Below are 24,468 nucleotides of genomic sequence, written 5' to 3' on the forward strand. Positions count from 1 at the left end.
AACTTGTACTAGTAGCTGCGGCACTTCCACTTATGTTAGGTACAGCAAGCGCGTTCGCATATGGCGGTGGCGATAAAGGTGACCACAAAGGCATGCACGGCAAGTGTGGCGGCTTTGACAAAAAAGTGATGCGCCAACTGGATCTGACGGATGCTCAAAAAGCAGAGCTAAAAGAGATGCGTGAAGCGAACCGTGCTGAGATGAAAGCAAAGCATTCAGGTAATAAAGCGGACAAGATGGCGCAGATGAAAGCGCACCACGAGAAAGTTCAAGATTTAGTTCTAGCCGATACCTTTGATGAAGCGGCGGCAAACGACCTAGCAAGCCAAATGGTAGAGAAGCAAACAGAGCGTCGTTTAACCATGCTGAAGAAGCAACATCAAATGATGAGCGTACTAACACCTGAACAGAAGACTCAACTGAAAGAAATCCAGCAAGATCGCATGGCTAAATGTGCGGACAAAATGGAAAAACGCATGAACAAAGACAAGTAATTCATGGTTTGAAAAAGCTGGATTGATTGAAAGTGTTTAGAAAGAAGCGGCCTAGTGCCGCTTTTTTTGATCTTTAAAATGAACGTATTAGATCCTAGCTGTCATATTCAATCGGTGTTTTGCGGGTTATACTTTGTGCTATCAGTCACTTTATAGCCAATTTATGAAACAAGAATACGCACGTTTAGTTACGCTCGCCGCTTGGGCTGCCACCATCATTGCCTCCATATTATTGGTTGTGAAGGTTGCAGCGTGGTGGGTGACAGGCTCAGTCAGTTTATTAGCTTCTGTTGTTGACTCACTGTTGGATATCGCCGCTTCTGTCGTCAACCTTGTGGTGGTTCGTTACTCTCTGCAGCCAGCTGATAAAGAACATACCTTTGGTCATGGCAAGGCCGAATCTCTTGCTGCATTAGCACAAGCGATGTTTATTTCTGGTTCTGCTTGTTTCCTTATTCTTAACGGTATTGAACGTTTCTTCCGACCGCATGAACTGAACTCTCCTGAAATTGGTATTTATGTCAGCTTGTTCGCAATGGTCATGACCTTCGGTTTGGTTCGATTCCAAAAGCATGTTGTGAGCAAAACGGGTAGCCAAGCAATTGCGGCTGACTCACTGCATTATCAATCTGACCTCTATATGAATGCGGCGATTATGCTGGCGCTAGCACTGAGCTGGTTTGGTATCGGTCAAGCAGACTCGGTATTCGCGATTGGTATCGGCATCTACATTCTTTACAGTGCTTACCAAATGGCGATGGAAGCGGTGCAATCTCTACTTGATCACAAGCTACCCGATGAAGAGCTCAAACAAATTAAAGAGGCATCGTTGAGTGTGGAAGGGGTACTGGGTGTACATCAACTAAGAACGCGCCGTTCTGGGCCTGTTCGTTTCATTCAATTGCATTTAGAACTCGAAGACAATATCCCACTGATTGAAGCACACCGCATTTCTGATGAAGTAGAGGACAAGCTTATTTCAGTGTTCCCTGATGCTGATGTATTAATTCATCAAGATCCATATTCGGTCGTATTTGGACCAGAGAAGCAGCAGAAATTTCACTCATGGTAATGCGTCTAAAAATCAGGCAGCAAATGGCAAGTGAATGGCTTTTGAACTAAAGTGAGTAAAAATTGCTAACTCGAAGGTGATTCAAAAATCACCTTAGTAACAATTAATGTTGATTCTGATGTGAATCAACAAAGTTATTGAGTAAAACTGTAATACTCTTACAGAAGTAGAAATGTTACATAATTTTACGTGATTTAAGTGCTATTCCTGTTGAGGAAATGTAACATAACGTACAAATATAGATTTAAAATCTTGTTGATATACAATCAGCAAGAACAAGAATTGAATAATAGATTCCCAAAAATCGAGGGTGAGCATGATTAAGAAGATCGGTGTTTTGACCAGTGGTGGTGACGCTCCAGGCATGAACGCAGCAGTTCGCGGTGTAGTTCGTACTGCGCTATCAGTTGGCATTGAAGTTTACGGCATTTACGACGGCTACCAAGGCCTTGTGGAAGACCGTATCGAAAAGCTTGACCGTTCAAGCGTATCTGACGTGATCAACCGTGGTGGTACTTTCTTAGGTTCTGCACGTTTCCCTGAGTTCAAAGACGTTGCTGTTCGTGAGAAAGGCATCGAGAACCTTAAGAAGCACGGTATCGAAGCACTTGTTGTTATCGGTGGTGACGGTTCTTACATGGGTGCTAAGAAACTGACTGAGATGGGTTACCCATGTATCGGTCTTCCAGGCACAATCGATAATGATATCGCGGGTACTGATTACACTATCGGTTACCTAACTGCGCTTAACACTGTTATCGATTCAATCGACCGTCTACGTGATACGTCTTCTTCTCACCAACGTATTTCTATTGTTGAAATCATGGGCCGTCACTGTGGTGACCTTACGCTTATGTCAGCAATCGCGGGTGGTTGTGAGTACATCATTACACCTGAGACTGGCCTAGATAAAGATCAGCTAATCAGCAATATCCAAGATGGTATTGCGAAAGGCAAGAAGCACGCAATTATCGCTCTAACTGAACTAATGATGGACGCGAACGAATTGGCTAAAGAGATTGAAACGGCAACAGGTCGTGAGACTCGCGCAACCGTTCTTGGTCACATTCAACGTGGTGGTCGTCCTACTGCATTTGACCGTGTACTGGCTTCTCGTATGGGCAACTACGCTGTTCACCTTCTTCAAGAAGGTCAAGGTGGTCGTTGTGTTGGTATCGAGAAAGAAGCTCTTGTTCACCACGATATCATCGACTGTATCGAGAACATGCAGAACCCAGACCGTTCTGAGTTGTTCCGCGTTGCAGAAGAGTTATTCTAAGCCAAGCTTAGCGTTCGCTTAAAAAATATTAAAAACCGCTGATTGTTCAGCGGTTTTTTTGTGCCTGTCGTTTGAGTTTTTACAAACGGCAGGCACAAAAAAGGCCAACCTAAGTTGACCTTTCATCTAATCTAAACGGTGAAGTTTAAATTAAGCTTTTGCTTCAGCTGCTGCTTTAGCGATAGCTGCGAAGCTTTTCGCGTCAAGTGCTGCGCCGCCAACTAGAGCACCATCGATGTCTGGTTGTGCGAAGTAAGCTGCTGCGTTTTCTGGCTTAACAGAACCGCCGTATTGGATAACAACTTTCTTAGCAACGTCTTCAGATTTCTCTGCGATGTGTGCACGGATTTGAGCGTGGATGCGTTGTGCATCTTCAGCTGTAGCTGCTTTACCAGTACCGATAGCCCAGATTGGTTCGTAAGCGATGATAGCGCCTTCAAGAGCTTCAACACCTTGAGTGTTGATAACAGCGTCAAGTTGACGAGCACATACAGCAACAGTTTCGCCTGCTTCGTTTTGTGCTTCAGATTCACCGATACAAAGAACTGGAGTTAGGCCGTTCTCTTTTAGGAATGCGAATTTCTTAGCAACGAATTCGTCAGACTCAGCGTGGTATTCACGACGCTCAGAGTGACCGATGATGATGTGAGATGCGCCGAACTCTTTAAGCATTGCTGGAGACATGTCGCCAGTGAATGCACCGCTGCTGTTTAGGTCAGAGTTTTGAGCACCTAGGATGATAGCGCTGCCCGCTTCAGTAAGCGTACGCTCAGCAAGATCAACGAAAAGTGCTGGTGGAGCAACTGCTACGTCTACGCCTGTTACGCCTTCAAGTTCAGCGTTAAGACCGTTTAGTAGATCAACAACCATTTCTTTGCTGCCGTTTAGTTTCCAGTTACCCATAACTACAGGATGACGCATAGGAATATCTCCAAAGTATTTAAATAAATCGAATGTAAAAAAGTAAACTTTATTACGAAATAATATAACAGAATAATATCAACAGATCATGACTGTGGTCATGACTTTCTTGGATCTTACTCAATGGTCAGAGTAGATTTTGAGCAAATATCAGTGATCCGGCAGACAGAATAATAGCTAACTTCTCGGATTTTTCATCGTTAGTTGCTATTAAGGGACAAACGATTGCGTTAACAATAGGAAGTAATAATGCCGAATCTAGTTCTAGAGTACTCAAATTCAGTGGATGAGCGAGTGAATATCCAAGGTTTACTGGAAGACCTTCATCAAGTTACATTAAACTGTGGTTTGTTTGATGTACCTTCTGTGAAGTCTCGTTCACTACGCTGTCATAACTGGTTGGTCGGTGATGAAGAGGACAATGTAGATTTTGTTCATATTAGCTTCGAGTTACTTTCTGGACGTACTGAAGAACAGAAAAGAGAATTGTCGCGTTTGTTAATGCAAACCTTACAAGAACAGGCAAGCCATATCCGTAGCCTAACGGTCAACATACGGGATATGGATAAAAGTTGCTTTCAGAAAGTGATTAACTAGCTAAAAATAATCAACTAACTAAAAGTGATTCACTAACTATTTGCTGCTAACTATTTGCTGCTAACTTTTTGGTAGCGTATTAATTTTTGAGTGTTTTAAGATGTCGATGAAAGATTTACTGCTCTCTTTCAAAGGGAGAATTGGTCGTAAGACTTACTGGATTTGGAATATTTTCTACTACATAGCGATTACTGGTTTTGCTTCTGGTATCTCTGTGTTGTTCCCTGCTTACTCTTACATCCTACTGCCAGTATTCCTATTGCTGCTAGTGATCCCAGATCTTGCGGTCACCGCTAAGCGCTGGCACGACCGCAATAAGTCGAATTACTGGTTACTACTAAATGTGCCCCTAGTACTGGGTCGTTTGGCTTCGCCAATGGCAGCGACTACCACTGAGCCGGTATCGCCAATCCATATGGTTGCGACCGTTGCAGCGTTAGTGTGTGGCTTATGGATTCTGATTGAGTGTGGTTTGTTGAAAGGCACAGAAGGCCGTAATGATTACGGTGAAGATCCAGTTTAAAGATTGGATGATTCATCAGTAAAAAGGGAGCATTGCGCTCCCTTTTTTCTTTTTGATACTTTTCTACTTTTAGTACATTTTGGGTTCTGTATTCGGCCTGAAAGGCACGACATTTTCAGTTTTAGGTTCTTCAAAACTACAGCGACCTTCGAGTGAATCTTGGAATTTACAGACCTGACAACGAAGCTCCTGCATGAGCACGACATTAACATGATGTGGATTTTTACAGCGACCGACCACCAAATCGATGTGACTTTGCTGAGCGCGTAGCCTGTCTTGCATAGTTTCCGAGGCCGAACAAATCATCTGCTCGCACATTTCGTGTTTGAATTGATTGAATGCTTTCGGATCGCTTTTGGCGAGTTGGACCAGTTCATCAAAGGGGGGCAGTTTTTGATTTGGCTGTGGCTGTGCCATGATTCCTTCCTTAGCATTAAGCGTGTTTCATATGCTTTAAGCTTAAGAAATAAATTTGTACAAATTTTAATCTATTCTCATTTTCTCAATATTGAGACGGAATCGGTGGGTTGGGACTAGCCCTTAGCACTTGGTATTACGATAAAGGCGTGGGCGTTAAGGTATAAGTACAGCGTCTCTCGCCGGCAATAATGTGTTCAGTGCGGCTTACATGACACTCATTTTTGAGCAGTTCAGTGAAAACATTGAGCTCAGATTGGCATAGGCTAGGGCAGCGAGTTGCTGCTTTACAGATGGGGCAGTGGTTCTCAATTAAGATGTAGTGCTCATCATGCTCTTGAAGTTCAGCCATGTAGCCTTCGTCTTCACGAAGCTGTGTGAGTTTTTCAAGCTTACTCATGAGCGAATCACAGCCAGACAGTGCAGATTGATACTGCTTCAGAGTGTGTTGTTCTCGCTCGGCAGCAACCTTAGCCAACCCTTCTTGACCAAATAGATTTTCTACGGCATCAATTACTTGAATAGTGAGTTCACCGTGTCGGTCTGAAAATTGGCTATGGCCTTGTTGAGTCAGGGACCAGTGGCGAGTCGGGCGACCCACTTTTACTTTCACATCATGAAACGCAAGAATACCGTCATCTTCCAGACTTTGCAGATGTTGCCTTGCACCCATTGTCGTCATGCCAAACTCTTCTGACAGTTGTTTCGCGGTTACCGCGCCTTGACGCTTAATGGTCTGTAAGATTTTGTCGCTTGTTTTCATACTATCCCTACCTCATCAACCTTACTATTATGAGGCAAGGTGTTTATAAAGCAAACCATTTACTATATTGATGGGGATTTACTATATAGACAGCGTTTTACTCTAGCGACAGCAAATGGTGAGATTCTGGTGCACTAATAAAACAAAAGGCTGATACTTGGTATCAGCCTTGGAACGTTTCTGTTAGAGCTAGTTTAGGTCTACAGGATGTGACCGATTACTTCTGGGTCTTTACGCTCTAGGTAGTGGATAGATTTGATGCGGCGAATCGTACGACAGCGACCACGGATAAGCAGAGTTTCTGTGGTTGCGATATTGCCTGTGCGAGTGATGCCCTCTAGAAGATCACCCTTAGTAATACCTGTTGCCGAGAATACAACATTATCGCTGCGTGCCATGTCTTCCATTTTCAAGACGATGCCTGCCGTTACGCCCATTTCTGCACAACGCTCTAGTTCTAGCTCACCGTGCTTGCGGTTCTCTTCTGTATCGCCTTTTACTTCATGACGAGGAAGAAGACGAGCGTGCATGTCACCGTCGAGTGCGCGAATAACAGCAGCAGAAACGACACCTTCAGGCGCGCCGCCGATGCAGTACATTACGTCTACTTCGCTGTCTGGCATACACGTTAGGATAGAAGCAGCAACATCACCGTCTGGTACAGCAAATACACGAACGCCCATGGCTTGCATGTCGGCAATGACTTGATCGTGACGAGGCTTAGCCAGTGTGGTTACTACTAGCGTATCGAGTGTTTTACCTAATGCTTTCGCGATGTTTTCTAGGTTTTCTGTTAGTGGCAGCTCTAGGTCAATTACGCCTTTAGCGCCAGGGCCAACAACCAATTTTTCCATGTACATGTCAGGCGCTTTAAGGAAGCTGCCTTTTTCGCCTGCAGCCAATACCGCCAATGCATTTGATTGACCCATAGCTGTCATGCGAGTCCCTTCAATTGGGTCTACGGCGATATCGACAGCATCGCCGCCCACACCGACGTTTTCACCGATATATAGCATAGGTGCATCATCGATTTCACCTTCGCCGATAACAATCTCACCGCTAATTTCGGTTTTGTTTAGTAGGCTACGCATTACTTCTACAGCAGCGCCATCTGCAGCGTTTTTATCGCCACGACCAAGCCACTTGTAACCAGCTAGTGCTGCACCTTCTGTGACACGAGAGAATGACATTGCTAAATCGCGTTTCATGCGGACTCCAAAATTATCAAAGGGGGAATAGAAATTTCGCGGCGAATTTTACCATATCCCAAAGGAAACGTTTGCTTTTTTGTTTTTTGGAGATTGCTCTCGATCAATTCGCAGTGGAAAACAGTTATTATTCATCAAAATAATCGGTTTGCCCTTGTGGCGGTAATCACTCACGTCAATATTCGGTAAAAAGCGCTGTTTTTTTCATCGAATGGCGCAAAATATCGAATATATTGAGTGTTTATCCTTGCTCTGCTGAGTAGAATGGGGAAATAAGTGGAGTGAACCTTCACCATCAAACGGATAACTTAAAGGTAGGCCAGAATGTCTTTTGAAGTACTAGAGCAGCTAGAAGCAAAAATTCAAACAGCAGTAGATACAATTGCACTTCTTCAAATGGAAGTGGAAGAGCTTAAAGAAGAGAAACAAGCACTAGCAACAGAAGCTGGTGAGCTTAAAGCAAGCCGTCACGAGCTAGAGCAAAAAACTCAGCAAATGCAGGAAGAGCATTCAGCATGGCAAGATCGCATCCGTAACCTTCTTGGTAAAATGGATGACGTAGAGTAATCGACTCTTCAGATTTAAAAAAACGCCCGCTACTCAGTAGCGGGCGTTTTCGTTTGTATTCTTATGCTTTGTGTTCTTTGGCTTGTTTTATTATTTGAAGCTGAGTGAGTTACTCGGCCTCTTCTTCTTCAACATCCAGATCGAGTTCTACATCCAAAGGCTCTGCCGAAAGAATAATGCCAGTGTTGTCTGCATAGAGGTAATCTTCCGGTAAGAAGGTCACGCTGCCAAAGTTCACAGGTACATCCAATTCGCCGACACCTTCTTGGCTTGCACCCACAGGAATAGAGGCTAAAGCCTGAATACCAAGATTCATGTCTTCTAACTCATCGACTTCGCGTACGCAGCCGTAAACCACAATACCTTCCCACTCATTGTCTTCAGCAAGTAGGGCAATCTCAGCATCGATCAGCGCTTTACGCAGTGAGCCGCCACCATCGATTAACAACACACGCCCCAAACCATCTTGTTCTAATACGGAGCGAATTAAAGCATTGTCTTCAAAACACTTTAATGTCGTGATCTGTCCTGCGAAGGATGCACGTCCACCGAAGTTGCTGAACATTGGCTCCACGACATCAACTTGATCCAAATATATGTCGCACAGTGCTGAAGTGTTGTATTCCATTAGTATACCTTTTGAACAATGAGCTTACTTTGAGTATATCGGTGCTTGATCCCTTTGCAATGATTAGTCTTATTTAACTCAATAGAGTTTGAGCTACGACAACCCCTGCAAACAATAGGTTAGTGACCAGTGAACATTTCACTATCACGGGCATCATTGGTGCAATCTGCGCTGGCTTTTCGGTTTCCCAAACGGCCTTACCGTGCTTATAAACAATAATAATGCTTAGTAAAAACGGCAGGCTGATCCAGACCGGTTTTTCTTGAATCAGCAGGTAGATAGCGAAAGAGGCAAGGGCGAGCCCAAGCAGTGCAAAATGATAGTGCTTGGCTTTGCGTTGCCCTAGGCGAACCGCCATGGTGCGCTTACCACATTCGCTGTCGTTTTCGATATCACGCATGTTGTTGATATTGAGTACCGCAACCGCCATCAATCCGCAGCCTAGTGCAGGCAGAAACAGGCTTGGTTCAACATGGCCAGTGTGTAAGAAATAAGTCCCTGAAACGCCTAACAAACCGAAGAAGATAAATACCGATAAGTCACCAAGGCCAATATAACCATAAGGTTTATTGCCGACGGTGTAAGCGATGGCTGCAACAATGGCTAATACGCCTAACGCAATGAAAGATAAGATACTCTCAATCGAGGTTAAGGCATGAAAGATAAGAATCAGCCCTGCGAGCATGGTAAATACGATGTTGAGGATGATCGCTTGCTTCATGGTTTTCGCGGTCACCGCGCCAGATTGCATTGCACGTGTTGGCCCTAGACGGTTTTCGTTGTCTGTGCCTTTTACCGCGTCGCCATAGTCATTGGCTAAGTTCGACAGAATCTGTAATAGAGTGGCGGTTAAAAATGCCAGCAGGGCTATTGATAAAGAAAAATGACCACCAGCGAACGCTAAACTACTTCCTGTAAGAATAGAGACAAGTGCGAGAGGCAGAGTTTTTGGGCGTGCGGCATCAAGCCAAATCAGTAGAGATTGTTTCATCGTAGGTCTAATTCTTTGTAAGTCTTCGTTTCATACTGTGATTTGAGTATACGCCCATTTTTCGGGTAATAAAAAGCCCACTCGAAAGTGGGCCTTGAATTCGCTTATTAGCTGCTATTTCTTTGAGATAGAGCAATAAGTTGGAGTTTCTTGTGCTACAGGATGAAGCGACTTAGGTCTTCGTCTTCTACGAGCTCGCCAAGCTTAGATATTACATAAGCTTCATCAATCACTAATTTGCTGCCTGCTCGGTCTGTTGCGTCGAATGAAATCTCATCCATTAGGCGCTCCATGACGGTATGTAGACGACGCGCACCGATGTTTTCAGTGGTTTCGTTCACACGCCATGCTGCGTCAGCAATTTGGTTGATGCCATCTTCAGTGAACTCAATGCCGACATCTTCTGTTTTCATCAGGGCAATGTACTGTTCTGTCAGTGATGCCTTTGGCTCAGTAAGAATACGTTTGAAATCATGTGCTGATAGTGCTTCTAGTTCGACACGGATTGGCAGACGACCTTGCAATTCAGGGATCAGATCAGATGGCTTAGCCACTTGGAATGCACCTGAAGTGATAAACAAGATGTGGTCAGTTTTAACCATACCGTGCTTAGTTGATACTGTGCTGCCTTCGATAAGAGGGAGCAGGTCACGCTGAACACCTTCACGAGATACGTCTGGGCCAGAGCTGTCGCCACGCTTACAGATTTTGTCGATCTCATCGATGAATACGATGCCGTTGTTTTCAGCGTTGAAGATCGCGCTCTCTTTTAGCTCTTCTTGGTTCACAAGCTTCGCAGCTTCTTCTTCCGTTAGTGCTTTGAATGCGTCTTTGATTTTCATCTTACGCTTTTTCTTGGTATCGCCAGCGAGGTTTTGGAACATGCCTTGTAGCTGGTTTGTCATCTCTTCCATGCCTGGAGGTGACATGATTTCAACACCCATTTGTGGCGCCGCTACATCAACTTCAATCTCTTTGTCATCTAGCTTACCTTCACGCAGTTTCTTGCGGAAAATCTGACGAGTGTTTGAAGAAGTGGTATCTTCAGTTGATTGCTCGTTCTGACCCCAAGCATCACGTGCTGGTGGTAGAAGGGCATCAAGAATGCGTTCTTCAGCTTGTTCTTCAGCGCGGTACTGTACTTTTTCCATCGCTTGTTGGTGTGTCATCTTGATGGCAACGTCCGTTAGATCACGGATGATGGTCTCAACTTCTTTACCAACGTAGCCAACTTCAGTGAACTTAGTCGCTTCTACCTTGATGAAAGGCGCGTTTGCTAGTTTAGCTAGACGGCGAGCAATTTCAGTTTTACCTACACCGGTTGGGCCGATCATCAGGATGTTTTTTGGTGATACTTCAACACGCAGACTTTCTTCAAGCTGCATACGACGCCAGCGGTTACGAAGAGCGATAGCCACTGAGCGCTTAGCGTTGTCTTGGCCAATAATGTGGCGATTGAGTTCGTGAACAATTTCGCGAGGAGTCATCTCAGACATGGTTTTTCCTTAATTCTTTAATCACTGTTGAATACAACGTTATTGATGGAAGCGGTCGTTACTCTGGTTTTGGTAGCTCAACGGTGCTTTCTAGTTCTTCAATAGTGTGGTGATGGTTGGTGAATACACAGATATCGCCCGCAATGTTCAGCGACTTTTCTGCGATTTCACGCGCATCTAAATCTGTATTTTCTAATAGTGCAGTGGCTGCTGCTTGAGCGAAGTTACCGCCCGAACCGATAGCAATCAGGTCGTTCTCTGGTTGAACTACGTCACCGTTACCTGTGATGATCAATGAAGCAGTTTCATCCGCTACTGCTAGCAGTGCTTCTAATTTACGTAGAGCACGGTCGCTACGCCAATCCTTCGCCAGCTCAACGGCAGCTTTGGTTAGGTGGCCTTGGTGCATTTGCAGCTTGCTTTCAAATTTTTCGAATAGCGTGAAAGCATCTGCCGTACCGCCAGCAAAACCGGCCAGTACTTTGTTGTTGTATAGGCGACGTACTTTACGGGCATTGCCCTTCATTACGGTGTTGCCTAGAGATACTTGTCCATCACCCGCGATGACGACTTTATTATTACGACGTACAGATACAATGGTAGTCACGAGTAGGGCCTCTTAATATTTCTTATCTTTGGGTATAAAAAGTATATGAGGATGGTGCTCGGATAATTCAAGGAAGGTCGAGTGATGTCGCGCAACTTATCGGCGGAAGTTGTAAGGAAATTTGGCTAAAGGGTGTAGATAAAAGAAAACCTCCACAATGGGAGGCTTTCGGTGTTTGGTTTTTCTGCTTCTGCTTCTGCTTCTGCGGCTAAATCTATAACTACTCGGTGTCTTTCCAAATAGCACAAGGTTCGATTTTCGCTCGCTGCAGCTTATGGCGATCTCGCTCTGCATCACGCTTCAATTTATATGGCCCTAGAACCACACGGTACCAGCTACTTCCATCTTTTTTACGGATTGAACTTGAGATACCTTGGAAAGCAATATCCAACTTACGTGCTTCAGCTTGGCTTGAGGTTTTGTACGCGCCACATTGCATGATGTAAGGGATCTTCGAGATCTGTTGCTCTTTGGCTTTTACTTCAATCTCACGACTTGGCAAGGTTTCAACGTAATCCCACTTCTCCTCTGGAGGGGGCGGAATTACTTTTGCTGGTTTCGGCTTAGGCTTTGGTTTGGTTACCACTGGAGTCGGTGCTGGCGGCTCAGGATCATTACTCAATAGGTAAAGGCCGTAACCAAAACCACCGGCAAGGAGGATCGCCAAAAGACCACTACGCCATGGTTTACGGCGAGGGGCTTGTTTCTTGGTCGGTTTTTTCGTGCCACGACCGCGCTTTACATAATCTCTATTAGCCACAAGACAATTCAATAGTTGCTGATTCTGCTCTCATGGTAATCCAGATTGAGCGAGGATAACAGTGCAGAAATGGAAGCGGCACATCAAAATGTGCCGCAGAATTATAAGGATATTTCTTCAGATTAGATTCGAGGCGGCGCTGTACTACCTCGAACGACTAATTTGGCTTCAAGCAGGCGCGACCCCGCTTGCACATCGTTGCCTTTAAGTACGTCGAGCATCATCAACATTGCTTGGCGTCCAATCTCATAACGAGGCTGAGAAATAGTGGTTAGCGGTGGATCGCAGTATTGAGCGAATTGGATGTCATCAAAGCCGACAATCGATAGGTCTTGAGGAACGCGTAAGCCTAATTTTTTCGCTTCTTGAATCGCGCCGATGGCCATCGCATCGTTATGACAGAAGATCGCTGTAGGTTGTTCAGGAAGAGCGAGTAATTGACGAACAGCTTGAGCGCCCGCTTCAAAGGTAAAGTCACCGACAGTGCTGTAGGCAGGATTCATTGATACTCCTGCACGACGTAGCGCTTGTTGGTAACCTTGTTGGCGGAATTTACACAGCGTTGCCGATATGGGCCCTGAGATTTGAGCGATACGTTTATGGCCTAACTGAGCTAGGTAGTTCACCGCTTCAAATGCTGAGGTCAGGTTATCGATGTGTACGGTAGGGAGTTCAAGCTCAGGGGCAAACTCACACGCCATCACCATCGGCGGTAAATTTTTTTGTTCAGGCTTACTGACATCAAACGGGTGGTCGGTGCCAAGTAGTAGCATGCCGTCAGCTTGTTTGGTGAATACTAAGTTAACAAATGAAGACTCACGCTTCTTCTGTTGGCCGCTATCACCCAGTAAAACGAGGTAGTCATTTTCTACTGCGGCATCTTCGATACCACGAATGATCTCTGCGAAATACGGGTCACAGATATCAGGAACAATAGTGATGATGGTTTTTGATTCGTTGCGACGTAAGTTTCTAGCTAATGTATTGGGTGAGTATCCAGCTTCAAGTACTGCTGTCTCAACTCGCTTACGAGTAGAAACCGAGACTTTTTCAGGGTTCATCAATGCACGTGATACCGTGGCTGTTGAAACGCCTGCTAGCTGGGCAACATCCTTCATTGTCGCCATAAATTAAACCCTCTTTTTAATTCCTTTGCTGCCTAAGTATCTAAGGCATGAATAATAAATGTAATCGAATAGATATTGTGAAAGTGTTGCTAACACTTTTTTTATTGCAATATTTTATTCGTTTCACCCATGTAAAGTTACGGCTAGATTAACAAAAATCACATGACTAGTGTGAAGTTGCTCACGAGAAATATGAAATATTTGTGAACAAACTTATCATTAGTTTTAACCCAAGTGGGTTTAGCTCAGATCTTGCGGCTCAATATCGAGTGACCAACGGACTTTTTTCGCAGCGGGTAACATATTGATTGCTGGCTTGGCGCTCATTAATAGCTTTTGCATCAACGAGCGAGTCTGTGTTTGTAAAATAAGCTGCCAGCGCGATTTACCTGCTCGTTTGGCTAGTGGTGCAGGGGTTGGTCCTAGCACCATGCAATATTGGTCAAATAACGGATGCGATTCCAATGTGTGGCGCACTTGACGCAAAAACTCTTCCACTAAGCGAGTGTCATTGGCTTCCGCTCTAAACAAAGTCATGAAGGTATAAGGTGGCAACATCGCTTGTTTACGCTCTGCCAATGCAGTTTGAGCAAAGTGGTTGTAGTTTTTGTGCAGTAATGCCTGTAATAAGCCGTGTTCTGGATGGTGAGTTTGTAAGATAACTTCCCCCGGCTTACTGGCTCGTCCTGCTCGACCGGCGACTTGAGTAAACAATTGAGCCAATCGCTCAGAGGCGCGAAAGTCACTGCTATATAAAGAGGCATCAACGTCCAGCAATGCCACAAGTGTGACATCTGGGAAGTGATGCCCTTTAGCAAGCATCTGTGTACCAATCAGAATTTGGTATTCACCTTTACGAATCGATTCTAACGCGCTTTCTAAACTGCCTTTTCGGCGAGTGCTGTCTCGGTCAATGCGAATGGTTTTGTATTCAGGGAATAGTTGACCAAGTTGTGTTTCAAGTTGCTCGGTGCCGACACCTACAGTCACTAAATTAGCCGAACCACAGCCTTGGCAATTGTGCACGATATGCTGCTGCGATCCACAATGGTGGCAGCGCATCTCATTGCTGTATTGATGATAGGTGTAGTAGGCATCACAACGCTTACATTCCGCTGTCCAACCACAATCGTGACACATTAATGCGGGAGAAAACCCACGACGATTGAGGAACAACATCACTTGGTTGCCTGCTTTGAGGTGTCTTTGCATTTCAGCAATCAACGACGCAGACAAGCCACTTTCTAGATATTCCCCCTTAACGTCCAACACTTTATTGGTGGTCGGCAGCGCGACACCTGCGCGTGAGGTCAGGGTGAGGTAACTGTATTTACCGATCTGAGCGTTGTGCAGCGTTTCAAAGGCCGGAGTCGCCGAGCCTAGCACAACCGGAATCTGCGCTTTATGAGCACGCATGATGGCAACATCACGAGCGTGGTAGCGTAGGCTATCTTGCTGCTTGTAAGAGGCGTCGTGCTCTTCATCGACAATGATAATGCCCAGATCCGCGAACGGTGTGAACAGAGCTGAACGAGTACCGATCACAATGCCCGCTATTTTATCACGCGCCGACAACCAAGCATTTAGTCGCTCAGAATCGTTTAAACCAGAATGGATAACCTCAACTGGAACATTAAAGCGTCGCTTAAAGCGGTTAATCGTTTGAGGGGTTAGACCGATCTCGGGCACTAACACTAACGCTTGTTTACCTTGGTCGAGAATCGGCTTGATCATATTCAGGTAGACTTCGGTCTTACCTGAGCCAGTTACACCCTCTAGCAAGAAGCAACCGAAGTCGGTTTGACTATTTACTGTCGCTATTGCTATAGCCTGTTCTTCACTGAGTTTTGGCTTATCTTGATCGTTTTCGAGCTCAACTGGCCACGGCTGGCGTTTCGGCTTTTTCTCTACCGATTCAACCCAGCCTTTCTCTTCCAACGTCTTAAGTACCGCGCTGCCCACTTCTTCATCGATGAATTCTTGATGGGGAACAGGGCCGTGCTCAAGCATGTGCATTACTTTGGCTTGTTTGACGGCACGACCAAAGCCTTGCATCAGTTGATCTCTACCTGATGGGGTCAGTTGCCATTCAACAAGCGTCGCGAAATCGGCCGCTTTGCCCTTTCGTAAGGCGCTTGGTAGTGCGTTGGCCAAGGTTTCACCTAGTGGATACTGATAGAACTGGCTGCACCATACCAAGAGTGAGTAGACCGATTCCGGCCAAACGGGTTGGTTGTCTAGTAAGGCTTTAATGGGCTTGAGTTTGTCTAACTCGAATTCAGATTCGTTAACCAGAGCCGTAACAATGCCTGTTAAGGTTTGTCGTCCAAAAGGCACAGAGACTCGACCGCCAATAATCGGAAATAGGTGGCTAGGAATCTTGTAATCGAACTGCTTGTCGAGTGGAACAGGCAGTGCCACACGGGCAATCATTGGACGCATAAAGGGACGGCTTTATCTGAGTTGACGAGAGCGAACAGTCTAATGGATAAGGGCGTTAAATTCGAGGAGCAGTTTAGATGACAGAGCTTACTTGAGGCTTGAATGCTACTGGAGCCAGAAAATAACGCTTAATAGAAGGTTTAAGGACAGTGTTGGTGAAAAATGTATCAAATCAGTTGATCCTACCTCACAGATTCATTACTATACTGCGCCTTAAAGGTATGGCTTTATCGCGGTTTAGTGATACAGCGGTGTCTTTATTTATTTTTTAACTACGTGTGGTGTCCGGCTTAGAATCGGATGGCGACACGGCCTAATTGAGGTTTTCCCATGAAAGTTGGTATCCACCCAGAATACAAAGCAGTTTCTGCAACTTGTTCTTGCGGCAACACATTTGAGTTCAACTCAACGCTAGCAAAAGAATCAATCCACCTAGACGTATGTGACAAATGTCACCCGTTTTACACTGGTAAGCAACGTATCGTAGATACGGGCGGCCGTGTTGATCGCTTCAACAAGCGTTTCGGTGCTCTTTCTAGCAAGAAGTAATTCTCGCTATTTAGACATAAAAAGGACACTTCGGTGTCCTTTTTTGTTGCCTTAAATTTGAAAAAATACTGAATCGTATTTCATTATTAGCTCATTTAAAGTGGTAGGTTACTGGCGTAAATTTTATTTCATCGCTTACCCCAACACTCCTTCCTCGAAATTCGCTCTAAAGTTGAGCAGGCGACAGTAATTTCAACTGCCCACTGGTCTTATTAGTAGTGAAATCTCGTTTTTTAATGATACAGATGCTTCAACCACCTAGGAACTTTGAAGTACATCCATTAACATGAACAAGATCCCCCAAATAATAATATCCTAGGAACCTACACCTATGTCTGAAGACAGCCGCCAAGATCAATCCCCTCAAGAATTATCGCCTCAAGAACAATTCCGTCAGCAAGCTCTTGATTATCATGAGTTCCCAATTCCAGGCAAAATTGCCGTAGAACTGACGAAGCCTGCAAACTCTGCAGAAGACCTAGCACTGGCATACAGCCCTGGCGTAGCTGAGCCTGTTCGCGAGATCGCACAGAATGTCGATAACGTTTATAAGTACACAGGTAAAGGCAACATGGTTGCAGTTATCTCTAACGGTACTGCAATTCTTGGCTTAGGTAATCTTGGTCCTATTGCTTCTAAACCGGTCATGGAAGGTAAAGCGCTACTGTTTAAGCGTTTTGCTGGTTTAGATTCTATCGATATTGAAGTAAAACACCGCACAATCGATGAGTTCGTTGATACGGTTGCGAATATCGCAGATACATTTGGTGGTATTAACCTAGAAGACATCAAAGCACCAGACTGTTTTGAAATCGAGCGTCGCCTGATTGAGCGTTGTGATGTACCTGTTTTCCATGATGATCAACACGGTACTGCGATTGTAACGGCAGCGGGTATGCTTAACGCGATCGAGCTTCAAGGTAAGAAACTGGAAGAGTGTAAGATCGTTTGTTTAGGTGCTGGCGCAGCAGCGGTTGCTTGTATGGAGCTACTGATTAAGTGTGGCGCTCAGCGTGAGAAGATCTACATGCTTGACCGTAAAGGTGTGATCCACACTCGTCGTGATGACTTGAATGAATACAAAGAGCTGTTCGCAAATAACACCGACAAGCGCACGCTTGAAGATGTTATCGAAGGCGCTGACCTGTTCTTGGGTGTATCGGGTCCTAATCTGCTACCAGCTAAGGCACTTACGCTGATGGCTGATAAGCCTGTTGTGTTTGCATGTTCAAACCCAGATCCAGAGATCAAACCTGAGCTTGCACATGAAGTTCGTTCTGACCTAATCATGGGTACTGGCCGTAGTGATTACCCTAACCAAGTAAACAACGTACTTTGTTTCCCATTCATTTTCCGTGGTGCACTAGACGTGCGTGCGAGCGAAATCAATGACGAAATGAAGCTAGCGGCGGTTAAAGCGATTCGTGAACTAGCAAAAGAAGAAGTTCCAGCTGAAGTACTGGCAGCTGCGGGCGAGACTGCACTGGAGTTCGGTAAGGGTTACATCATTCCTAAGCCAATGGACCCGCGTCTGCTTCCTCGTGTTGCAAAAGCAGTTGCTGAAGCGGCTGTTGAGTCTGGCGTTGCTCGTATTGAGATGCCTGCTAACTATATGGCTTAATGCCTTAGTAGCTCAGTAGCTCAGTAGCTTAATAGCTGTTGCTCTATTGAGCGAAAAGAATAATAAAAAACCGACTCATAGGAGTCGGTTTTTTTATGTCTATCATTTACAGCGCAGCTACAGATAACGTAGTGGGTGATGTGACAAATAGGGTTCAGCTATAGCGAATCAATAATGAAGGCGGTGACTGAGTTGTTTTTATTCTTCGTCAAACGCTTCGAACTCGATGCCCATCTCTGTCATCAGTTTTTTGACTTCAGTCGGGATGTCGTCTGGACGATCTTTACGAAGGTCTTCATCCGTTGGCAGTGGTTGGCCTGTGTACGCATGTAGAAAGGCTTCGCACAGTAGCTCACTGTTTGTTGCATGGCGTAGGTTATTGATCTGGCGGCGAGTGCGCTCGTCAGTAAGAACCTTTAACACTTTTAGAGGGATAGAAACTGTAATTTTCTTTACTTGTTCGCTTTTCTTTCCATGCTCAGCATATGGGCTTATGTATTCACCATTCCAGTCGGCCATTGCGTACCTTCATCACTTTAGTTGTTAGAATAAATTAATAGTGCTGATTTTAGCGGGATTTACTGCCATAAGCAAAGACATATAGACGTCCAGAAGTGTTGACGTCTCACGTTTATGAAAGTAAAGTGAGTAACATATATCTAACACAGCCACAAAATGCCGACAAGCAGCTGTGATTCTCAGACGCAAAACTTGTAAGGAAGCACCTATGAGCAGCCGGAAGCCAGCAACCATCGCAGTACGTACTGGCATCGAGTCAGACACGCAACACCATGCCGTTGTCCCACCTATTTATCTTTCGACTAACTATGGGTTTCCCGCTTTTGGTAAAGTGCCAAAGTATGATTATACCCGTTCTGGTAACCCAAACCGCGGTCTATTAGAAACGGCACTGTTTGAGCTTGAATCAGGCAAAGGCGCGGTTGTCACTAACTGCGGTACGTCGGCACTTAACTTATGGGTATCCGCTTTCTTAGGTGGCGATGATCTTATTATTGCACCGCACGACTGCTATGGCGGTACTTACCGTCTGTTTAACACACGCTCACTCAAAGGTGACTTCAAAGTTCTGTTTGTTGATCAATCGGATCAAGCTGCACTGGATGCGGCGATCGCGCTTAAGCCAAAGTTAATCTTAATCGAAACGCCATCGAATCCATTGGTTCGTGTGGTTGATATTGCAGAAACTTGCCGTAAAGCGAAAGAAGTAGGTGCTCTGGTTGCTGTCGACAACACGTTTTTGACGCCTGTGTTCCAAAAGCCTTTAGAGCTGGGTGCGGATTTTGTTATCCACTCAACCACTAAATACATCAACGGACACTCAGATGTTATTGGCGGCGTTGTGGTCACTAAAACTGAAGAGCACGCTGAAGAGCTATCATGGTGGGGTAACTGTATTGGTGCAACCGGCACACCATTTGATAGCTACATGACGCTACGTGGTATTCGTACGCTAGGTGCACGTATGCGCGTTCACGAAGAGAGCTCACGTGAAATTCTGACGGCTCTGCAACAACAAGATCTGGTGGGTACGATTTACCACCCAAGCCTTCCTGAACATCCGGGTCACGAGATCGCGAAGAAACAGCAGTTGGGCTTTGGTTCCATGCTGAGCTTTGAATTTTCGGGATCTTTTGAAGCACTTAAATATTTTGTGGATAAATTAGAGCTATTTTCTTTGGCTGAATCATTGGGCGGTGTTGAAAGCCTGATTTGTCACCCAGCGTCGATGACTCACCGTGCTATGGGCGAAGAAGCCTTAGCAGAAGCGGGTGTTTCTCAACAATTACTGCGCCTTTCTGTTGGCCTTGAAGATGCAGAAGACTTGATTGATGATCTCAAGCAAGCGTTTGAAAAAACACAAGGCTTTATCGCAGAAGGGGAGGTTTAATAATGACAACCTTTCGCCAGCTACATAAATTTGGTGGCAGCAGTTTAGCGAACCCTGAGTGTTACCAACGCGTGGTCAATATTCTTAGAGAATACTCGTCATCTACTGACTTGGTCGTGGTATCGGCTGCGGGTAAAACAACTAACCGCTTGATTGAGTTTGTTGAAGCGCTCGACAAAGATGGTCGTATTGCGCATGAATGTCTACAAACCCTTCGTCAGTTCCAGCTTGAGCTGATTGAAGCGCTGCTTGAAGGTGAGTCTGCGGCTCAGCTAACGGCCACTATTCAACAAGAATTTACTGCTTTAGGTGAGCTAACTGCTCCTCTAAGCGAATCGCAAAAAGCACAGGTGTTAGGACACGGTGAGGTTTGGTCTTCACGTTTGTTAGCCGCTCTGTTGTGCCAACATGACTTACAAGCAGTTGCTCAAGATGCGCGTGCCTTTTTACGTGCAGAAGCGGGTGCTCAACCCGAAGTGGATCGCGCGCGTTCTTATCCTCTGATTAAAGAAGTTTTGGCTCAGCATACGCATTGCCGAGTGGTGATTACGGGCTTTATGGCTCAGAACTGCGAAGGTGAAACAGTACTGCTTGGTCGTAACGGTTCAGATTACTCAGCAACCGTGATTGGCGCCTTGGCTGAAGTTGAACGTGTGACGATTTGGAGTGACGTGGCGGGCGTTTACAGCGCTGACCCTCGTTTGGTTTCGGATGCGTGTTTGTTGCCTCTGCTTCGCCTTGATGAAGCGAGTGAACTCGCTCGTCTGGCGGCTCCAGTGCTCCATAGCCGAACGCTACAGCCTGTGGCTCAAAGTGCTATGGATCTCAGCTTGCGCTGCAGCTACCAGCCTGAGGCGGGCTCTACACAAATAGAGCGTGTACTGGCATCGGGTCGCGGCGCAAAAATTATTACCTCTCTGGATGAAGTTCTGATCGTTCAGCTGACCTTTGGTCATGGCCATGATTTTGACCGCTTAGAAAGTGAAGTCCTTGAAGGCCTTAAGCGAGCTCAACTTGAGCCGCTTGCTTATGAGCTTGAACCGGATCAGCACTGCTTGCGCCTTGCCTACACGGAAGAGATTGCTGGTGGTGCGTTGGAATATCTACAAGACCACGCGATTGAAGCGGAAATTAAGCTTAAAGAAGGCTTCTCTCTGATTGCGGCGGTGGGTGCTGGTGTGACTAAGAACCCGAACCATTGTTATGGATTCTACCAACAACTCAAGAGCTCACCGGTTGAGTTTATCTCAGAAGCGAACTCTGGCTTGAGCTTAGTGGCTGTGATTCGTAAGAGTGAAACATCAAGCCTAGTGAAAGGCATTCACTCTCAACTGTTCCAAGCGCAGAAGCGTGTTGCGATTGCTTTATGTGGCAAGGGCAATATTGGTTCAAGTTGGTTAAGCCTGTTTGCTGAGCAAAAAGCGGAACTTGAAAAGCGTCGTGGAATGAACTTTGAATTGGTTGCGGTGATTGATAGCCAAACTTATTGGTTCGATGATCAAGGCATTGATGCGACTTCTGTGAGCAAGCGTTTTGATGATGAAGCGATTGCCAATAACGGCAACGACTGGCTAGAGCGTTTGGGTTCTATTCAGGGTTACGATGAAGCTGTAGTACTCGATGTCACGGCAAGCCCGGTGCTTGCTGCAAAATACCTGCAAGTCGCACAACAAGGTATCCACCTGATCTCAGCTAACAAGGTGGCAGGTTCTGCATCAAGCGAGTATTACCATCAAGTACAAGATGCTTTCGCTAAGATCAGCCGTCATTGGCTGTACAATGCGACAGTGGGTGCTGGCTTACCGATTAACCACACGGTACGTGACCTGCGCGAAAGCGGTGACGATATTATTGCTCTGTCAGGTATCTTCTCGGGCACTCTATCTTGGTTATTCCAACAGTTTGATGGCACTGTGCCGTTCAGCGAGTTGGTTGATTTAGCGTGGCAACAAGGCCTGACGGAACCGGATCCTCGTGCTGACCTCGATGGCTCTGACGTGATGCGTAAGCTAGTGATTCTGGCGCGTGAATCGGGTTTAGATATTGAGCCTGAAAACGTCAAAGTAGAATCATTGGTACCTGAAGAATTACAAGATCTGTCAGTGGATGACTTCTTTGATAAAGCTTCTGTACTGAGTGAAGAGTTGGCCGAGCGTTTAGAGAAAGCGCAGTCTCAACAGAAGGTCCTTCGTTACGTAGCGCGTTTAGAGAAGAATGGTAAGGCAACGGTAGGCGTTGAAGCGTTATCTAAAGAACACGCTCTGGCGAACTTACTGCCTTGCGACAACATCTTTGCGATTGAGAGCAAATGGTACAAAGATAATCCATTGGTTATTCGTGGCCCAGGTGCTGGTCGTGAAGTGACTGCTGGTGCAATTCAGTCTGATTTAAACAGAATGTCTAGCCTGTTTTAATACTTAGAGCGGTTGGTTTAATACTTAGAGCGATTGGCTTAATAGTCAGATCAATTGCTTTAATACTCAGATTAATTGTTTAAATGCGTAAATAGCATACTATCCACTAAGATAAATAAGGCTGAAAGCACGATGTGTTTTCAGCCTTTTTTCTACATTATTTCTTCTTTGCGACCCACCTATCGGCTTGAGCTTTTCTCACTATCTACTTGAAAAAAATTCATAATGGATCTGTTGACATTAAATCGTATTCAATTCATTCTGGAGACATATAGACGTCTAAACGTCGCTAGGGATTTGAGATTATTTAGTGGTTGCTTTTGCCACAGGGAGAGTAAGATGGGATACACACACGCAAGTCATATCGACGCTTTAAATCAGAATATTGCAGAGCTTTCTGACAACATCAATGTGTCATTTGAATTTTTCCCACCAAGCAGTGAGAAGATGGAAGAGACCCTGTGGAATTCTGTTCACCGTCTTAAAACACTTCAACCTAAATTTGTATCAGTAACCTATGGTGCAAACTCGGGTGAGCGTGATCGTACCCACTCAATCATTAAAGAAATTAAGAACCAAACAGGCTTAGTTGCTGCACCACACTTAACGTGTATTGATGCTAGCCGCGAAGAGCTGATTCAAATTGCCGACGATTACTGGGCAAATGGCATTGAAAGTATTGTTGCGTTGCGCGGTGATATTCCAGCAGGCGGTGGTGCGCCAGATATGTATGCGTCTGATTTAGTCGAGCTGCTTAAATCTCGTCACGACTTTGATATATCAGTAGCGGCATTCCCTGAGGTTCACCCTGAAGCAAAAAGCGCTCAATCTGATCTTATTAACCTAAAGCGTAAAGTGGATGCGGGTGCAAACCGTGCAATCACTCAGTTCTTCTTCGATGTCGAAAGCTACTTACGTTTTCGTGACCGTTGTGTGGCGGCTGGCGTTGACGTAGAGATTGTACCGGGTATCTTGCCGGTTTCTAACTTCAAGCAAGCGTCTCGTTTTGCTGCGATGAATAACGTAAAAGTACCAGGTTGGATGGCGAAGCAGTTCGAAGGCTTGGATGATGATCCAACAACTCGTCAGTTAGTCGGTGCTAGCCAAGCGATCGATATGGTTCGTACGCTAAGCCGTGAAGGTGTGAAAGATTTCCACTTTTACACGCTAAACCGTGCAGAAATGACTTATGCACTTTGCCATACGCTAGGTGTTCGCCCACAAGTCGCTGCGCTTTAAGTAAAGTCTAGGAAGTAAAGCCCAAGCGCTTGTAAAAGCTTCTGGTAGTAACATTTCAAATCCTATAGATACAAAAAAGGCTTGGACTCTAAGAGTTCAAGCCTTTTACGTTTCTAGTTTCTAGCTTAACTTAAGCAAGAGCGCCAAGTTCAAGCAGTACTTCGTCAGCCCATACAATCCATGCTTCACGGATCAGTAGGTTACGACGAAGCGTTAGACGCTCTAGGCGTGCTTGCTTGTCTAGTGTAGATGGCGTTGCGTAGTAAGCCGCTTCGATTTCTTTGTAGTGAGAAACCAGTTTGCGAGACTCTTCTACTAGTTCAGCAAGTTGTACACGGTACGCATCAGAAGGTTGTACAGCACAAGCGATTAACTTAGCTGAGAACTCGTCACGAACGGTTGGGTGTGCAGTTGGTTGTTCAAACCATTCACCTAGCGCGCCACGGCCAGCATCGGTGATAGAGTAAACTTTACGATCAGGTTTGCCTTCTTGAGGCTCAAGTACGCAAGTTACCTGGTCGTTCTGAGCCATTTTATTTAGCTCGCGGTAAACTTGTTGGTGGCTAGCTTTCCAGAAGTAACCAATGCTTGCGGAGAATTCTTTTGTGATATCGTAACCAGTAGCATCGCGTGTACTTAAAACGGTTAAAATTACGTGTGGTAATGACATGTCTGAAATCCAAATGGTAAACAGTAAACAAATACTTGAACAACAAGTGTGCTTCTATGGCACGTTATATTGGTTATGTTCAAGTAGCACCAACTCAATCGTTGGTTATGTCACCTTACAAAGCCGTTTATCACCTAGGTTGACCAGTTTATTGGTCGAGTGCCGCAGATTATT

24 protein-coding genes are annotated in these 24,468 nt (G+C 45.3%); 11 read left to right on the forward strand and 13 right to left on the reverse strand.

Annotated elements, in window-relative coordinates; genetic code table 11:
- From MED222_RS01135 to pfkA, 3 genes are all read left to right on the forward strand, one after another.
- Positions 1–494, forward strand: a 494-nt coding sequence (locus MED222_RS01135) for a CpxP family protein (RefSeq protein ID WP_009848869.1), incomplete at its 5' end; no start/stop codon positions are given.
- Between the two features lie 163 nt (positions 495–657).
- Positions 658–1,566, forward strand: coding sequence for a CDF family cation-efflux transporter FieF (gene fieF, locus MED222_RS01130; protein WP_009848870.1), 909 nt, complete (start codon positions 658–660; stop codon positions 1,564–1,566).
- 316 nt (positions 1,567–1,882) lie between these two features.
- Positions 1,883–2,845 carry a 6-phosphofructokinase gene (gene pfkA, locus MED222_RS01125; protein WP_009848871.1) on the forward strand — a complete coding sequence of 321 codons (963 nt, stop codon included), beginning with the start codon at positions 1,883–1,885 and terminating at the stop codon, positions 2,843–2,845.
- 150 nt (positions 2,846–2,995) lie between these two features.
- Here the strand turns inward: pfkA and tpiA are convergent, their stop codons facing one another.
- Entirely contained in the window at positions 2,996–3,766 is a 771-nt protein-coding gene (gene tpiA / locus MED222_RS01120) for a triose-phosphate isomerase (protein ID WP_009848872.1), read from the reverse strand.
- 249 nt (positions 3,767–4,015) lie between these two features.
- Here tpiA and MED222_RS01115 point away from each other — a divergent pair, with 249 nt between their 5' ends.
- Positions 4,016–4,363 carry a 5-carboxymethyl-2-hydroxymuconate Delta-isomerase gene (locus MED222_RS01115; protein ID WP_004729703.1) on the forward strand — a complete coding sequence of 116 codons (348 nt, stop codon included), beginning with the start codon at positions 4,016–4,018 and terminating at the stop codon, positions 4,361–4,363.
- Between the two features lie 100 nt (positions 4,364–4,463).
- A complete protein-coding gene (locus MED222_RS01110; protein WP_009848873.1) occupies positions 4,464–4,886 on the forward strand; it encodes a DUF805 domain-containing protein in 423 nt (140 codons plus the stop codon).
- Positions 4,887–4,955: 69 nt separating this feature from the next.
- Here the strand turns inward: MED222_RS01110 and MED222_RS01105 are convergent, their stop codons facing one another.
- The 3 genes from MED222_RS01105 to glpX all read right to left on the reverse strand — a co-directional run bounded on the left by MED222_RS01105 (position 4,956) and on the right by glpX (position 7,274).
- Positions 4,956–5,303 (reverse strand): DUF3135 domain-containing protein, encoded by a 348-nt coding sequence (locus MED222_RS01105; RefSeq protein WP_009848874.1) that lies wholly within the window; start codon positions 5,301–5,303, stop codon positions 4,956–4,958.
- 136 nt (positions 5,304–5,439) lie between these two features.
- Positions 5,440–6,066, reverse strand: a complete 627-nt coding sequence (locus tag MED222_RS01100) for a helix-turn-helix transcriptional regulator (RefSeq protein ID WP_009848875.1) — start codon at positions 6,064–6,066, stop codon at positions 5,440–5,442.
- Positions 6,067–6,266: 200 nt separating this feature from the next.
- Positions 6,267–7,274: a class II fructose-bisphosphatase gene (gene glpX / locus MED222_RS01095; RefSeq protein ID WP_009848876.1), complete on the reverse strand. Its 1,008-nt coding sequence runs from the start codon at positions 7,272–7,274 to the stop codon at positions 6,267–6,269.
- A gap of 324 nt (positions 7,275–7,598) precedes the next feature.
- On the opposite strand from glpX, the gene zapB reads away from it, so the two are divergent.
- Positions 7,599–7,841 (forward strand): cell division protein ZapB, encoded by a 243-nt coding sequence (gene zapB, locus MED222_RS01090; protein ID WP_009848877.1) that lies wholly within the window; start codon positions 7,599–7,601, stop codon positions 7,839–7,841.
- A gap of 109 nt (positions 7,842–7,950) precedes the next feature.
- On the opposite strand, the gene rraA is transcribed toward zapB, so the two are convergent.
- The 7 genes from rraA to priA form a co-directional block, all read right to left on the reverse strand.
- The gene (gene rraA, locus MED222_RS01085) at positions 7,951–8,469 is read right to left on the reverse strand and encodes a ribonuclease E activity regulator RraA (protein ID WP_009848878.1); all 519 of its coding nucleotides are present in this window, start codon (positions 8,467–8,469) and stop codon (positions 7,951–7,953) included.
- Between the two features lie 73 nt (positions 8,470–8,542).
- Positions 8,543–9,460, reverse strand: coding sequence for a 1,4-dihydroxy-2-naphthoate polyprenyltransferase (locus MED222_RS01080; protein ID WP_009848879.1), 918 nt, complete (start codon positions 9,458–9,460; stop codon positions 8,543–8,545).
- A gap of 155 nt (positions 9,461–9,615) precedes the next feature.
- Positions 9,616–10,956, reverse strand: coding sequence for an HslU--HslV peptidase ATPase subunit (hslU, locus tag MED222_RS01075; RefSeq protein ID WP_009848880.1), 1,341 nt, complete (start codon positions 10,954–10,956; stop codon positions 9,616–9,618).
- 58 nt (positions 10,957–11,014) lie between these two features.
- Complete coding sequence (gene hslV, locus MED222_RS01070) at positions 11,015–11,563, reverse strand: ATP-dependent protease subunit HslV (RefSeq protein WP_004729692.1); 549 nt, start codon at positions 11,561–11,563, stop codon at positions 11,015–11,017.
- Between the two features lie 220 nt (positions 11,564–11,783).
- The gene (locus MED222_RS01065) at positions 11,784–12,323 is read right to left on the reverse strand and encodes an SPOR domain-containing protein (RefSeq protein ID WP_009848881.1); all 540 of its coding nucleotides are present in this window, start codon (positions 12,321–12,323) and stop codon (positions 11,784–11,786) included.
- A 122-nt stretch (positions 12,324–12,445) separates the two neighbouring features.
- A complete protein-coding gene (cytR, locus tag MED222_RS01060) occupies positions 12,446–13,450 on the reverse strand; it encodes a DNA-binding transcriptional regulator CytR (protein ID WP_009848882.1) in 1,005 nt (334 codons plus the stop codon).
- A 240-nt stretch (positions 13,451–13,690) separates the two neighbouring features.
- Positions 13,691–15,892 carry a primosomal protein N' gene (gene priA / locus MED222_RS01055; protein WP_009848883.1) on the reverse strand — a complete coding sequence of 734 codons (2,202 nt, stop codon included), beginning with the start codon at positions 15,890–15,892 and terminating at the stop codon, positions 13,691–13,693.
- A 330-nt stretch (positions 15,893–16,222) separates the two neighbouring features.
- Here priA and rpmE point away from each other — a divergent pair, with 330 nt between their 5' ends.
- On the forward strand, positions 16,223–16,441 hold the full coding sequence (gene rpmE / locus MED222_RS01050; RefSeq protein WP_009848884.1) for a 50S ribosomal protein L31: 219 nt from the start codon (positions 16,223–16,225) through the stop codon (positions 16,439–16,441).
- Between the two features lie 331 nt (positions 16,442–16,772).
- The gene (locus MED222_RS01045) at positions 16,773–18,062 is read left to right on the forward strand and encodes a malic enzyme-like NAD(P)-binding protein (RefSeq protein WP_009848885.1); all 1,290 of its coding nucleotides are present in this window, start codon (positions 16,773–16,775) and stop codon (positions 18,060–18,062) included.
- A gap of 198 nt (positions 18,063–18,260) precedes the next feature.
- Here MED222_RS01045 and metJ read toward each other — a convergent pair whose 3' ends face one another.
- On the reverse strand, positions 18,261–18,581 hold the full coding sequence (metJ, locus tag MED222_RS01040; protein ID WP_004729686.1) for a met regulon transcriptional regulator MetJ: 321 nt from the start codon (positions 18,579–18,581) through the stop codon (positions 18,261–18,263).
- A 208-nt stretch (positions 18,582–18,789) separates the two neighbouring features.
- Here metJ and MED222_RS01035 point away from each other — a divergent pair, with 208 nt between their 5' ends.
- The 3 genes from MED222_RS01035 (at position 18,790) to metF (ending at position 23,624) form a co-directional block, all read left to right on the forward strand.
- Entirely contained in the window at positions 18,790–19,971 is a 1,182-nt protein-coding gene (locus tag MED222_RS01035; RefSeq protein ID WP_009848886.1) for an O-succinylhomoserine (thiol)-lyase, read from the forward strand.
- Between the two features lie 2 nt (positions 19,972–19,973).
- Positions 19,974–22,385, forward strand: a complete 2,412-nt coding sequence (locus MED222_RS01030) for a bifunctional aspartate kinase/homoserine dehydrogenase II (RefSeq protein WP_009848887.1) — start codon at positions 19,974–19,976, stop codon at positions 22,383–22,385.
- A 339-nt stretch (positions 22,386–22,724) separates the two neighbouring features.
- Positions 22,725–23,624, forward strand: coding sequence for a methylenetetrahydrofolate reductase (gene metF, locus MED222_RS01025; protein WP_009848888.1), 900 nt, complete (start codon positions 22,725–22,727; stop codon positions 23,622–23,624).
- A 130-nt stretch (positions 23,625–23,754) separates the two neighbouring features.
- Here the strand turns inward: metF and MED222_RS01020 are convergent, their stop codons facing one another.
- A complete protein-coding gene (locus MED222_RS01020) occupies positions 23,755–24,294 on the reverse strand; it encodes a PadR family transcriptional regulator (protein WP_009848889.1) in 540 nt (179 codons plus the stop codon).
- Positions 24,295–24,468: the final 174 nt, after the last annotated feature.

The sequence above is a fragment of the Vibrio sp. MED222 genome, from assembly GCF_000153005.1.
Lineage (GTDB): Bacteria > Pseudomonadota > Gammaproteobacteria > Enterobacterales > Vibrionaceae > Vibrio > Vibrio tasmaniensis_A.

Coding starts and splice junctions, on each gene's coding strand:
- fieF (WP_009848870.1), top strand. CDS start 658: ATGAAACAAGAATACGCACGTTTAGTTACGCTCGCCGCTTGGGCTGCC.
- pfkA (WP_009848871.1), top strand. CDS start 1,883: ATGATTAAGAAGATCGGTGTTTTGACCAGTGGTGGTGACGCTCCAGGC.
- tpiA (WP_009848872.1), bottom strand. CDS start 3,766: ATGCGTCATCCTGTAGTTATGGGTAACTGGAAACTAAACGGCAGCAAA.
- MED222_RS01115 (WP_004729703.1), top strand. CDS start 4,016: ATGCCGAATCTAGTTCTAGAGTACTCAAATTCAGTGGATGAGCGAGTG.
- MED222_RS01110 (WP_009848873.1), top strand. CDS start 4,464: ATGTCGATGAAAGATTTACTGCTCTCTTTCAAAGGGAGAATTGGTCGT.
- MED222_RS01105 (WP_009848874.1), bottom strand. CDS start 5,303: ATGGCACAGCCACAGCCAAATCAAAAACTGCCCCCCTTTGATGAACTG.
- MED222_RS01100 (WP_009848875.1), bottom strand. CDS start 6,066: ATGAAAACAAGCGACAAAATCTTACAGACCATTAAGCGTCAAGGCGCG.
- glpX (WP_009848876.1), bottom strand. CDS start 7,274: ATGAAACGCGATTTAGCAATGTCATTCTCTCGTGTCACAGAAGGTGCA.
- zapB (WP_009848877.1), top strand. CDS start 7,599: ATGTCTTTTGAAGTACTAGAGCAGCTAGAAGCAAAAATTCAAACAGCA.
- rraA (WP_009848878.1), bottom strand. CDS start 8,469: ATGGAATACAACACTTCAGCACTGTGCGACATATATTTGGATCAAGTT.
- MED222_RS01080 (WP_009848879.1), bottom strand. CDS start 9,460: ATGAAACAATCTCTACTGATTTGGCTTGATGCCGCACGCCCAAAAACT.
- hslU (WP_009848880.1), bottom strand. CDS start 10,956: ATGTCTGAGATGACTCCTCGCGAAATTGTTCACGAACTCAATCGCCAC.
- cytR (WP_009848882.1), bottom strand. CDS start 13,450: ATGGCGACAATGAAGGATGTTGCCCAGCTAGCAGGCGTTTCAACAGCC.
- priA (WP_009848883.1), bottom strand. CDS start 15,892: ATGCGTCCAATGATTGCCCGTGTGGCACTGCCTGTTCCACTCGACAAG.
- rpmE (WP_009848884.1), top strand. CDS start 16,223: ATGAAAGTTGGTATCCACCCAGAATACAAAGCAGTTTCTGCAACTTGT.
- MED222_RS01045 (WP_009848885.1), top strand. CDS start 16,773: ATGTCTGAAGACAGCCGCCAAGATCAATCCCCTCAAGAATTATCGCCT.
- metJ (WP_004729686.1), bottom strand. CDS start 18,581: ATGGCCGACTGGAATGGTGAATACATAAGCCCATATGCTGAGCATGGA.
- MED222_RS01035 (WP_009848886.1), top strand. CDS start 18,790: ATGAGCAGCCGGAAGCCAGCAACCATCGCAGTACGTACTGGCATCGAG.
- MED222_RS01030 (WP_009848887.1), top strand. CDS start 19,974: ATGACAACCTTTCGCCAGCTACATAAATTTGGTGGCAGCAGTTTAGCG.
- metF (WP_009848888.1), top strand. CDS start 22,725: ATGGGATACACACACGCAAGTCATATCGACGCTTTAAATCAGAATATT.
- MED222_RS01020 (WP_009848889.1), bottom strand. CDS start 24,294: ATGTCATTACCACACGTAATTTTAACCGTTTTAAGTACACGCGATGCT.